At 69.7% G+C, this 11965-nt stretch carries 10 protein-coding genes; 9 read left to right on the top strand and 1 reads right to left on the bottom strand.

Features of this window, described 5'->3' with window-relative positions:
* Nucleotides 1-165 precede the first annotated feature (165 nt).
* The 7 genes from AC1VWI_RS00685 (at nt 166) to AC1VWI_RS00655 (ending at nt 7175) form a co-directional block, all read left to right on the top strand.
* Complete coding sequence (locus AC1VWI_RS00685; RefSeq protein WP_499516690.1) at nt 166-819, top strand: DUF1707 SHOCT-like domain-containing protein; 654 nt, start codon at nt 166-168, stop codon at nt 817-819.
* Between the two features lie 557 nt (nt 820-1376).
* Nucleotides 1377-2246, top strand: coding sequence for a HalD/BesD family halogenase (locus AC1VWI_RS00680; RefSeq protein WP_499508886.1), 870 nt, complete (start codon nt 1377-1379; stop codon nt 2244-2246).
* Between the two features lie 67 nt (nt 2247-2313).
* A complete protein-coding gene (locus tag AC1VWI_RS00675) occupies nt 2314-3222 on the top strand; it encodes a class I SAM-dependent methyltransferase (protein WP_499508885.1) in 909 nt (302 codons plus the stop codon).
* Nucleotides 3219-5048, top strand: a complete 1830-nt coding sequence (locus AC1VWI_RS00670) for a choline/carnitine O-acyltransferase (RefSeq protein ID WP_499508884.1) — start codon at nt 3219-3221, stop codon at nt 5046-5048. Before AC1VWI_RS00675 ends, AC1VWI_RS00670 begins: the two co-directional genes overlap by 4 nt.
* 388 nt (nt 5049-5436) lie before the next feature.
* Nucleotides 5437-5850 (top strand): CoA-binding protein, encoded by a 414-nt coding sequence (locus AC1VWI_RS00665; RefSeq protein WP_499516689.1) that lies wholly within the window; start codon nt 5437-5439, stop codon nt 5848-5850.
* A 510-nt stretch (nt 5851-6360) separates the two neighbouring features.
* Nucleotides 6361-6588 (top strand): hypothetical protein, encoded by a 228-nt coding sequence (locus tag AC1VWI_RS00660; RefSeq protein ID WP_499508883.1) that lies wholly within the window; start codon nt 6361-6363, stop codon nt 6586-6588.
* Nucleotides 6589-6818: 230 nt separating this feature from the next.
* On the top strand, nt 6819-7175 hold the full coding sequence (locus tag AC1VWI_RS00655) for a cupin domain-containing protein (RefSeq protein ID WP_499508882.1): 357 nt from the start codon (nt 6819-6821) through the stop codon (nt 7173-7175).
* Nucleotides 7176-7414: 239 nt separating this feature from the next.
* Here the strand turns inward: AC1VWI_RS00655 and AC1VWI_RS00650 are convergent, their stop codons facing one another.
* Nucleotides 7415-9511 (bottom strand): NPCBM/NEW2 domain-containing protein, encoded by a 2097-nt coding sequence (locus AC1VWI_RS00650; RefSeq protein WP_499508881.1) that lies wholly within the window; start codon nt 9509-9511, stop codon nt 7415-7417.
* A gap of 555 nt (nt 9512-10066) precedes the next feature.
* On the opposite strand from AC1VWI_RS00650, the gene AC1VWI_RS00645 reads away from it, so the two are divergent.
* On the top strand, nt 10067-10711 hold the full coding sequence (locus tag AC1VWI_RS00645) for a dihydrofolate reductase family protein (RefSeq protein WP_499508880.1): 645 nt from the start codon (nt 10067-10069) through the stop codon (nt 10709-10711).
* Nucleotides 10712-11223: 512 nt separating this feature from the next.
* Entirely contained in the window at nt 11224-11883 is a 660-nt protein-coding gene (locus AC1VWI_RS00640) for a hemerythrin domain-containing protein (RefSeq protein WP_499508879.1), read from the top strand.
* Nucleotides 11884-11965 lie beyond the last annotated feature (82 nt).

Here is an 11965-nt window from a genome sequence, read left to right as displayed (position 1 = left end):
TGTGAGCAGGGATGGATCCGTGGCCTTTCTCCGAGAGGGGGCTACGTCAATCCGCTCCTGTTTGTTCCGGGCCTGGTTGAGACCTGTGTCGCGATATAGCGTTATTCCTCTGGTCGCGCCGTGGCTGCATCGCGCGAAGACGTTCGACAGGACTGGGACGGAAGCATGCCGGGAGAGATCGCGCCCACAGGGAAGCACTCCGGCCCCGGCTCGTCGCCCGAGCTGCGGGCCTCTCATGCGGACCGGGACCGGGCGGTGGACGTGCTGCGTGTCGCGGCGGGGGACGGCCGGCTGACCGCGGCCGAGTTGGACGAGCGCCTGGAGGCTGCCCTGTCGGCGCGGACCGTCAGCGAACTGACCGCGCTCACCGCTGACCTGCCACCGGTGTCCGTCTCGGCCGGCGTGGCCGTAACAGAGGTCAAGGACGTGCTGCGGATCGAGCAGAGGTTCAGTGCGGTCAAGCGTGTGGGGCGCTGGGTGGTGCCACGGAGGCTGGAGCTTGCGGTGGAGTGGTGCGAGGTGACGCTCGACTTCACCGAGGCAGTGATCACGCAGGACACCTTGCGGATCGACATGGATGTGCGCGGCAAGACCCTGACGCTGGTCACCAAGCCGGGCATCGTGGTCGACGCCGATGCCCTGACGCTGGAATACAGCAAGGTCAAGGTCCATCGGACACCCGACCCTGGTACGCCGATCACGCTGCGAGTGGAGCTGGTCGGCAAGAAGAGCTTCGGCCGCGTTGTCGTGCGGCCCCCACGTCGGACGTTCGGACAGTGGCTGCTGCGCAAGCCCGTATCCCTGCCTGCAGGCGATTGACTGCTTCGTTGCGAACTACCGGGGCGGTCGGTTAACGGGGCGGGCGGAACCCGCCTCTTCCGCCCTGGCCGCGGCGATCGCCCGGTCGACCGCCCAACTACCGACGCATGCTGCGAGGGCCGCGCGTCTCGGCGTCGACGACTTCGCGCTCAAACGCCGCCACCACTTCGCCACGAGCCCCACCGACGCCGAGACCGGCGAACGGGTCGACGTACTCCCGGGCCGCGACGCCGACGCCCTGAGCGGTGACTGCGCGAGCACCCCGGCGTCGAGACCGTCAGCCGCGACAGCTCAGGCGCGGACGGCGAGGCCTCCCGCCGGGCACTCCCCACTGGGGTCAGGTCAGCGAACCGCCGGCACCGGTGGAAGAACCTCTGCACCCCTGCGGACCGGCGACCGGGCGGCTGGGCGGACGCGACCACCCAGTGTCGTGTGTTACAGACAACGTCGCGGCCACTATGAGAGCTTCAACTCTGCTACTTGTGGACGGAGTTGCCGACGAGCCAGGGGGATCGAGCATCCCCCAGGACGGTCTGCCCGCATGCAGAGAGGGTCGCATGAGCACTTCGGAAGCCATCGAGCTTGACCAAGTGGTCGACACCGCTCGTTACCCCCTGACGGAACTCGACAGCGCCGCAGGGCAGGCAGTGGTCTCCCACGCCCGGCGCGAACTGGCCGCACTCGGCTGCACCGTCCTCCCCGACTTCATCCGCCCGTCGCTCCGCGACGTCCTGCGTCAGGAGTGCTCGGCCATCGCCCCCATGGCTCACTTCGACGTCGAAACGGTCAACGTCTACAACATCGGGCTGGACTCGGAGCTGCCGCAGGACCACCCCGGCCGCAGGACGTTCCAGCGGGGCAACGCCTTCGTCGCCCGGGACCGTGTTCCCGCGAGTTCCCTCATCAGCCGGCTCTACTCCGACACGGCGTTCCAGGACTTCGTCGCCCGCTGCTTCGGACTCCCTCGGCTGCACGAGCTGGCCGACCCGCTCTCCGGACTGGTCCTCAACGTCGTCCCGCCGGGCATGGAGCACCCGTGGCACTTCGACACCAACGAGTTCACCGTGAGCATGCTCACGCAGGAGGCGCAGGCCGGCGGCGTCTTCGAGTACTGCCCCAACATCAGGTCCGCCCAGGACGAGTGCTTCGACGACGTGACGCACGTGCTGGACGGCCGGGGCGGGCAACTGATCCGGCGGCTCGCCCTGGAACCGGGCGACCTGCAGTTGTTCAAGGGCCGCTACTCCCTGCACCGTGTGAGCCCGGTGCGCGGTGAGACCGCGCGCCACTCCGCGATCTTCGCCTACAGCGAGCGCCCCGGCGTCATCGGGAGCGTGGCCCGGACCCGGCAGCTCTTCGGCCGGGTCCTGCCCGAGCACCTGGCGGCCGAGGGCCGGGCCGTACGGGGCGACCGACTGCTGGACTAGCGGGCGGCGAAATCCGGCAGGCGCCGGCCGTTTCCCCATTCTGCAATCCACGGAGGAAGAGAGCCCCGTGCGTTTCGACACGACCGGAAAGGTCTCCCTTGACCACATCTACACCCAGCCCGATCCGCGCAGCTATTTCCGCGAGCTCCGCCCGCTCGGCTACAGCGTGCCGCAACACGCCAAGCCCTACTTCGCCAAGCTCATCAAGGAGTACCGGGAGTCCCGGCACGTCGCGGTCCCACAGGTACTGGACATCGGCTGCAGTTACGGGATCAACGCCGCCCTGCTGAAGTACGACGCGACCATGGACGAGCTGTACGCGCGCTACTGCGACGCGGAAGGCGGTGCCGCGACGGCGGCCGACGCCCGGACGCGCACGGAGCTCCTGGCCCGGGACCGGGCACTGGCCCGGTCCCGGCGGCCCGCGCAGGACATCCGCTTCGTCGGCCTGGACACCTCCGGCAACGCGCTGTCCTACGCGCTCGAGGCCGGATTCCTCGACGCCGCGGTGCAAGCCGACCTGGAGCAGCACGACCCCACGCCCCCGCAGCGCGCCCAGCTCGCCGGGACGGACCTGGTCATCTCCACGGGGTGCCTCGGATACGTCACCGAGCGGACGCTCACCCACGTGGTCCGGGCGCAGGGCGGCCGCAGGCCCTGGATGGCGCACTTCGTGCTCCGGATGTTCCCGTTCGATCCCGTCGAACGTGCCCTGGCCGAACTGGGGTACCGAACGATCCGGGTCGACGAGGTCTTCAAACAGCGACGGTTCGCCTCCCCGGAGGAACAGGCCCTCGTACTCGAGACGATGTCGGCCGCCGGGGTGGATGCTCGGGGTCTGGAGACGGAAGGCTGGCTCCACGCACAGCTCTGCATCTCCCGGCCGGACGACGGCACGCCGGGGTCTCAGGCCGGAGGGCTCGCCTCCCGCGAGGACACCACAGGTCCGCACGATTCGAGAAGAGAGCAGAATTGAACACCAGTCAGGAAAGCGCTGCGGTCGCGACCTTCGCCCGGGAGGACGGCCTGCCGCGCGTGCCGCTGCCGACGCTGGAGGCGAGCTGCGAGAGGTTCCTCGCGTGGTGCGCGCCGCTGCTGACCGCCGAGGAACTGGCGGCGACCGAGGCGGAGGTGGCCGCCTTCCTGCGGCCCGACAGCCCCGGCCGGGTGCTGCACGCCGCGCTGGAGGAGTACGACGCCACGGCCGGCGTCCACAGCTGGCTCGACACCTTCTGGCCGTACCGCTACCTGGGCCGCAGGGACCGGATCGCGCTCAACGCCAACTTCTTCTTCCTGTTCCAGGACACCGGCCAGGCGCAGGTGGAGCGGGCGGCCGGACTCATCGCCTCGGCCCTCAACTACAAGCGGCAGCTCGACCAGGAGCTCATCGCGCCGGTGACCCTGCGTGGCCGGCCACAGTCGATGGTGCAGAACAAGTTCCTGTTCTCCACCACCCGGATCCCCGGCGCGCAGCAGGACACCGTCCGCGCCCCCTACAGCGAGCAGTCGCCCGGCCCGTCCAGCGCCCGGCACATCGTCGTCTTCCACCGGGGCAGCATGTTCCGGCTGGACGTCCTCGGCCCCGACGGCGTCCCGCACAGCCTGGACGACCTCGAGACCGGCCTGCGCGCCGTGATGAAGGCCGGCTCCGAGCCGGCCGGCCCGGACACCTCGGTGGGCCACCTCACCACCATGGCCCGCGCCGAATGGGCGGCCACCCGGGAGTCCCTGCTCGCCCGCCACCCGTCCAACGCGGAGGCACTGGACGACATCGAGACCGCGCTCTTCTGCGTCTGCCTGGAGGATCTCGCGCCCGCGGACATCCAGGAAGCCTGCGACGAGCTGCTCTACGGAGACCGCGGCAACCGCTGGTTCGACAAGGCCGTGTCCGTGATCGTGTTCGCCGACGGACGGGCAGGCATCAACGTCGAACACTGCGAGCTGGACGGCACCACCATTCTCAGTTTCACCGATGCCCTGCTCGGCACCCCGGCCGCGGACCAGTCCCGGCAGTCGGGAGCCCGCTCCCAGGGCCAACCAGCCCTGGAAACGCTCGTGTTCGAGCTGGACGACGCCCTGAGGGCCCAGGTGCGCTCCGCCGCTGAAGCGTTCGTCGCATACGGGGAGAACACCGCCACCGCCACCGTCTCCTTCAGTGACTTCGGCAGCAACACGGCCAAGGCGCTGGGCGCGTCGCCGGACGCCTTTGTCCAGGTCGCCTACCAGCTCGCCCACTGGCGCGCCAAGGGGCTGCTGGGCGCCACGTACGAATCGATTGCCACCCGCCAGTACCGCCACGGGCGGACCGAGGCGATGCGCGTCGTCACCCCGGAGATGCGCGCCTTCGTGACCGTGATGGACGACCCGTCGGCGGACGCGGCGACCCGGCGCGCCGCGTTCCGGGCCGCCGCAGGCAGGCATGTGGAACGCGCAAAGGAGTGTCAGGCCGGGCAGGTGCCCGAGCAGCACCTGTGGGAGCTGGAACTGATCCAGCGGCGGCGCGGGACAGAGCTGGGAGTGACCGAGCAGCCCGCGCTGTACCGGACCCCGGGCTGGCTGACGATGCGGGACGACTACCTGAGCACCAGCTCCGCCCCGTCCGCCAGCATCCAGTACTTCGGCTTCGGGTCGACCAGCAGCCGCTGCATCGGAGTCGCCTATGTCCTGCTGCCCGAGCGGTTCCACCTCTATCTGAGCACACCGCTGCCGGTGGCCGACCAGATGCGCGCATTCGCCGACAGGCTCCGCGAGGCGGTGGCCGAACTGTGCGACTTGCTGGCCTCCGAACGGTCCGGGACCTGAACTGAACCCTGCCCATGGGTCCGCCGCCCGCAGCGGGTGGCGGACCCATGGGCACCATGCGTGCGCGCACCACACCAGTTGGTGCGTCGCCGGGTGGGAGCCGCCTCTGCGGGGCACCCATTGGGGTGGGCGGCAGGAGCGCGGTGGCAGTGTTCCGGCGCGGGTGGGGTACTGGGCTCTGTTCGCGGATAGGTCCCGTCCACGAACTGGCGAAGGGGGTGGTAGCCGTTCATCGGGGTGTCAGCTCAGCACGCAGCATTGCATACAGTATTCCGACTGGTTAGGGTTGCTGCATGTGGCGGATGAAGTCCAAGGACCTGGCCCTCCCGGTGATCGTGTGCTTGGCGGTAAGCGGTGCGGGGCGTGGACGGGGGTGTCGGGTATGACGGTGTATGGCGATGATGCGACGATCAGGGAGATCCTGACCGGTGCTGGTGATACGTGGGCTGTGGTGGGTTTGTCAGATAATCCCGAGCGGGCTGCTTATCGGGTGGCGGGGAAGTTGCAGCGTCTGGGCAAGAGGGTGGTGCCGGTGCACCCGAGGGCCGAGACGGTGCTTGGCGAGCGGGGCTATGCGTCCTTGGCGGAGATTCCCTTTGCGGTGGATGTGGTGGACGTGTTCGTCAACTCTGCCCTTGCCGGAGGTGTTGCGGACCAGGCGGTGGCGATCGGCGCGAAGGCGGTCTGGTTCCAGCTGGACGTCATCGACGAGGCCGCCTACGCCAGGACCCGCGATGCGGGCCTGCTGATGGTGATGGACCGTTCCCCGGGACGGGAGATACCCCGGCTGGGCCTGGGCTGACGCTTCCCGGCCGGCCACGGCGCGATCACACATCACTCAGGTGGGTGTCCGGCCGAGTGCGTCCCCCTCCAGGGTGCGCGTGATTGCGGCAGGTTGCGCCCTGGTTCAGCGGTCGACGGACCAGGTGGTGTGTGCATTGCCGGACGTGTCTTCCGGCTCAGCACCTGACGCGGCCACACGTCCCGTGTGCTGCCGGCGCCGGAGGGCGTGTGGCGTCAGGCGCCCAGGCCCGGGCCGCCCGGTCTTGTGCGGGGCCCCGGGGCGGGTGCGGTGGGTGGGGAGCCCGTACGCCCGTACCAGGCGCTGCCCGGCGGGGATCGCGCGAGTCGGGTTCCTCGTCGCCGTGAGGGATCCGGGGCGAAAGGATCCGGCCAGATGCACGGTCAAGTCGCCGGAGATGTGCAGATGATGCGGCAGTTCGAGATGTGCCGGGCGACGTGTCGATACATTGGGGGTCGGCTGCTGGGCGGGCCGGATGCGGGATCCGGCGAGGTTGAGGAGTCTTCGGTCATGGGGGAGCCCGGGTTCACGGAGCGCTGGCTGGAGACCGGCTCGGGGCCCGGTGCCGTGGTCAGGGCCCGTGTGACGCAGGTGAACCAGGCGGTCCAGGCGGCGTACCGGGCGTGGCTGGACCATGCCACCTCATGCCCCACCTGCCGGGATGGAGCAGCCCGCCAGTGCACGGTCGTGCAGCCGCTGTGGGACGCCTACCAAACGGCTCAGCAGGCGGCCCAGTGACCCAGTGCCATCACGTCTCTTGGAATGGTGTCGGCCTGGGATGGTTTTGGTAGCCGTTGCTCTACCGGTCATGGTGAGCGTGGGTGCGAGTGCGGCTTCCTGGTGGGGTGATCTTTCGGGTGGAGCGCATAACAGCAGGGCCTCCTGTGTAGCTCCGACCTGACGGGTGTGGACGATCAGGCGAACGAGACTACGATCACTGCCCTTGGCGTCAAGGACGAAGAGGTGGCGTGGAAGTCTTTCGTTTCGAGCGCAACGACTGGGTTGTCACCGGGCACGGCAGCAACGGCCTCCACGCGACCCGCATCGCCACTGGTGAAGGCTCGGTGCACCTTACCTGCCTGAACGTGGAGCCAGGCGGCGTCATCGGCACGCACCCCGCCCCCGTGCCCCAGATGTTCCTTGTCACCGCGGGCGAAGGCTGGATCGCCGGCCCCGACGGGGAGCGCATCGCCATCGCTGCCGGTCAAGGGGTCCGGTGGGAACAAGGTGAGGTTCATACTTCGGGAACTGACGTTGGTTTCACGGCGATCGCAATCGAAGGTGCTTCCATGGAACCCTTCACGTCTGCGGTTCCTGGAGACTGACCGACCACGAGCACACCGCGTTCGGACGCCCCGAACGGTCCTGCCGGCCCACGTCACCCGGGGACCATGGTGGCTACAGCTTTGGCATAAGGCGGTTGGGGCTGCGCTGGGCGTGATGGACGTGAGGACAGCCCGACGGCAGGACGCCGTGGCGCGCGGACCGCGCGCCACGGCGTCTCAACGAGCTGGCGGATCAGCCGCGCCCAGGTGTGGTGTCACCTGGACGCGGCCGCCCGGGTTCAGCAGGTGGCGTTCAGGCCGGCCCAGTTGGCACGGTCGTTGTAGCCGCCGTCGCCGGCGTCGCCGACCACGAGGTCGAGGACCCGGACGCCGGTCAGGTCGACGTCGGCCTGGCGGACGTCGTCGCGGGTGACCACACCGCTGTCGTACAGCACCTTGCCGTCGCCGATCACCTGGAAGGTGGACGTGCCACCCTCCGGGCCGACGTTGCGCACCGCGTCGTCGATGCCGACGGTCGCGGTCAGCCGGCTGCACCGGTCACCGAGGTAGTAGCGGACGGTGGACGGCGAGGCGACCCCGATACCGGTCGGGTAGACCTGGCCGAGCATGCTGATCGGCGACCAGCCGCCGACGCTGTTGTCGACGGTCGGGCTCATCCAGCCGCTGGTGGCGCTGATCCACTGGTGGTGCGACAGCACGGTGTCGCCGTGCGGCGCAGCCGGTGCGACGACGATCGCCGTCGCGGTCTCCTGCCGCAGGCGTCCCTTGCCGGCCACCGTGTACGACGTGCCGGCGGTCACCGTGGCGTTGCCCGGCGCGGCATCGGCCGGCAGGGTCACCGTGTAGGCGAGGGTCGCGGAGCGGTTGATGCCCAGCAGCTTCGGCGCCGTGCCGAGCGAACGGGCCGTCCAGCCGGCGGGCACCGCAAGCTCCACCTGCGGCGTGAGGACCGGCTGCGTACCGTCGTTGCGGACGGTGACCTCGACCTGGGCCTGGTCGCCACCGGCGACCAGAGGGGCGGATCCGGCGGGCACCGTGTCGCTGCCGACCTTCGTCACCTGCGGCAGGCCGGCGACGACGTGCGGGAGACCGAGCGTGCCCGTGGCAGGGCGGACCCGGAACAGGGCCGCGCCGTGGGCCGGGACGGCGGCGCTGATGGTGCCGGCGCTCTCGGTGACCTGGTCGGTCCAGGCGTTCTTCAGGGTGAACCGGTGGCCGGACAGGCCGACCGACGACGCCTTCGTGGTCAGGGTCGCCGGGCTGTCGCCCCGGTTCAGCAGCACCACGGCACGGTCGCCGTTGGCGAGCCGCTTCACCCAGGTCTCCGTCGTGCCGGCGGGGCCGACGCGGACGGCCTGGACGACGGCGGGGTCCTGGTTGATCGCGAGCACATCGGGGTCGGACAGAGTGCTGAGCGAGGTCTTGCCCAGCTTGGTGACGTCACTGCCGATCACCAGCGGCGCGGCCGCCACCGACCAGAGCGTCATCTGGGTACGGAACTCCTCGTCGGACATTCCGTGTTCGGGACCGAGGTAGTCAGGGTCGTTGAAGTGCCCGGGACCCGCGGCCTCGGGGTGCCGCGCGTTCGCGTCGTAGTTGCGCAGCACGTCCTTGAACTTGATCTCGTCGACGAAGCCCACGTCGGTGTAGGTCCGCCAGGACTGTGCGATCTTCGGGGCGTAGCTCCAGGAGTACGTCGACTGCTGCTCTTCGGGGTAGTTGCCCCAGTCCGGGGAGGTCACCGGGTTGCAGAGATTGAAGATCATGGGGCGCTTGCTGGCGTTGTTCCGCAGCGCCTGCGCGAACTCGGTGTAGACGGTCTTCGGGTCGAGGTCCGCCGCGATCCCGCAGAGGTAGTCCACCTTGACCGCGTCGAACTTCCAGGCCGCGAACTGGTCCGCGTCACGCTGGTAGTAGCCGCCGCTGCCCAGTCCGCACTTGCCGGGGATGTACGGGCCTGCGTCGGTGTAGATGCCGGCCTTCAGGCCCTTGGAGTGGATGTAGTCGACCAGCGGCGCCAGCCCGTTCGGGAACTGAGCGGGGTTGGGCGTCAGGTCGCCGGCCGCACTGCGCGGGGTCGGCGCCGCCCAGTTGCCGTCGATCCACACGTACTCGTAGCCGGCCTTGCGCAGGCCGCTGCTGACCAGGAAGTCGGCCGTCGACTTGATCTCGGCCTCGGTGGGATCGCCACCGAACGCGTAGTAGGTGTTCCAGCCCATGTACGGCGTCGGGCTCAGCACCTGCGCGGCTGCCGGCGCCGTGACGGCTGCGCCGGTTGCGCCGGCGGCGGCCGGGGCCGCCTGGGCGGGCGCGGGCACGGCCGCGGCCAGTACGCCGGTCACCAGGGCGAGGAGAGCGGTGAGATGTCGTTTCACATCGGATCCTTCGCTGTCCGATCGATCAGGCGTGCCGGTCCGTCCTGGCCGTGAGCCCGGGCGCCGCCCCCTGGTGGAGGGTGCGGCGGCCGGTCCCCGGACCGCTCCATGCCCGCGCGCCTGTTGCGATCTTGTTTCCAGGGATCCTGCAGCGGTTACGGGCGCGCGTCAATAATAATTCCTAAATTAAGAGTTACTGATTGGACTCGGCCGGGGCACCCCAACAGCGTCCCGTCAGGTCGTGCCTGATCTGCTGCCAGATGCGACGTATGGATGGATGGGTAGGCGGTGTTCCCGCTTGTGGGTGTTCGCGGCCAGGGCGCCCGGCGCCGGCTGCCCACGGCTGCAACCGTGGCGAACCCTGTACCGCCCGCGCTGTCCGTTGCGGAGTACGCGAACCTGGTGGCATGCGCCGCACCGCAGGGGGGCTGCGTCCTGACGCAGCCCCCGAAAAAGGTTGCGGGCTGCTGTCGATCCGGCCGTGTCCTGTTCGACGTCTTCGTGTGGGGCGGCCTGCCGCACGATGACGACGAACAGGACCTGGCGAGGAAGATCGTGGATCAGCTGCTGAGAGTGATGAACTTCAATGTCTCCAGTGACGGGATCGGTGCCGGTGAGCACCAGAGCCTGGAGCGGCCGTTCGGCTGTGACCGTCCCGAGCGGCTGTTCGGCTGGGCCGGCGCGACGGCGAGTTGGCCGATGCGCACGGACCCTGGTGGTAGCCGGGGCCTGGACGACCACTTCACGCGTGACTTCGCACGCAACATCGGCGCCGAGATCATGGGCCGCAACAAGTTCGGGCCCCAGCGCGGGCCCTGGAGCGACCATGAGTGGCGCGGCTGGTGGGGTCAGGAGCCCCCGTTCCGTACGCCGGTGTTCGTCATGACCCACCACCAGCGTCCTTCGTTCAAGCTGTCCGACACCACGTTCCACTTCGTCGACGGCGACCCGGCCACGGTCCTGGAACGGGCGCGGGAAGCGGCGCAGGGCAAGGACGTGCGCCTTGGCGGCGGGGTCACCACCATCCGGGCGTTCCTTGACGCCGGCCTCGTCGACACCCTGCATGTAGCGGTCGCGCCGGTGAAGCTCGGGGTGGGGCTGCGCCTGTGGGAGTCTCCCGAGGAACTGCTCGACCGGTTCCACCTGGAGGTCGTGCCCAGCCCGAGCGGCGTGACGCACCACCTGTTCTGGCGGCGGTGACACGCGGGCCCGTGAGGTGGACCGGTCGCCGAGCCCGGTGATGAGCAGCACGCCGCACGCCGTAAGCAGCCCGGGTCGGGCCGTTTGCGGCGTGCGGCGTGGCCGGTACGGTGGCTGGTTCTGCCGACGGGCGGCGGCTGTGCCTGCGAGGGTCGTAGCGGTTTCCGGCCCCCCCGCCCCCGTCGGCGGACCGACCTGGCGCGGATACGGGTTCACCCTCGGGACACGCGCCGCAGGATGCAGCCGCGCACCGTCGTGGGGCCACGGCACCCCTTGCCACGGCTGCCGGATGCATGGCGACCCGATTCCGGCAGCGGCGGGTTCCGGCCAGGGCCAGGGTGGTGCCGAAGGACGACCCGCCGGCCGCGGATCCTTCGCCACCCGGCAGGTCCTGTTGGCGCCGAGGTTCTATACGCCCGGTGTCCCGTGCGATCAGGCTTTTCTCGCCGGCCACAGAGGCCGACTGTTCCACCAGCGATCGAGGACCCGTGAACCCGAGCACCGACGAACCCATGGCCGATGTGCGAGACATGTACATGGCCCACACCATGATCCGGCGTGAATTCGGCCTGCTCCCGCAACTGGTGCGGGACGTCGAGCAGCACGACACCCGGCGCTCGGAGGTCGTCGGCGCCCACGCCGAGCTCGTCTGCGGCCTCCTGCACTTCCATCACGAGGGCGAGGACATGATCCTGTGGCCGCTGCTGCAGCAGCGGGGCGGGGCCGAGGCCGAGGTCATCGTGCCACTGATGGAGGAGCAGCACCACGCCATCGAAGCCGCCAACGGCCAGGCGCTGCGCCTGCTGCCGCAGTGGCGGTCCACCGCACACGGCGGGCACGAGCTCGCGGAGGCGCTCGACCGGCTGCTGGCCGCACTTGTGGAGCACATGACGATGGAGGAGCAGCGGATCCTCCCCCTGGCCGAGAAGTACGTCACCGCGGCCGAGTGGAAGCAGCTCGGCGAGCACGGCATGAGCGAAGTGCCGAAGAAGACCCTGCCGCTCGCCTTCGGCATGGCGATGTACGAGGGCGACCCCGAGGTGATCAAAGCGGTCCTCGCCGAGGCTCCGCCGCCCGCGCGGCTGATCCTGCCGTTCCTCGCGCCGCGCCTGTACGCCAGGCACGCCAAGCGGGTGCATGGCACCGCCACCCCGCCGCGCGTCACCCGCTGACCACGCCAGCCCGGGCCGGTCCCACCCGCGAGGGCCTCGGGCGAACGGCTGGCGGCCCCCCGATATCGGCCGTCATCTGCCC

Source organism: Streptomyces sp. TOM-9 (assembly GCF_056858595.1).
This window is presented reverse-complemented; position numbering and strand designations above follow the sequence as displayed.

What these genes read in the sequence shown, in the direction of transcription:
- AC1VWI_RS00685 (WP_499516690.1), top strand. Translation starts at nt 166, where the DNA reads ATGCCGGGAGAGATCGCGCCCACAGGGAAGCACTCCGGCCCCGGCTCG.
- AC1VWI_RS00680 (WP_499508886.1), top strand. Translation starts at nt 1,377, where the DNA reads ATGAGCACTTCGGAAGCCATCGAGCTTGACCAAGTGGTCGACACCGCT.
- AC1VWI_RS00660 (WP_499508883.1), top strand. Translation starts at nt 6,361, where the DNA reads ATGGGGGAGCCCGGGTTCACGGAGCGCTGGCTGGAGACCGGCTCGGGG.
- AC1VWI_RS00640 (WP_499508879.1), top strand. Translation starts at nt 11,224, where the DNA reads ATGGCCGATGTGCGAGACATGTACATGGCCCACACCATGATCCGGCGT.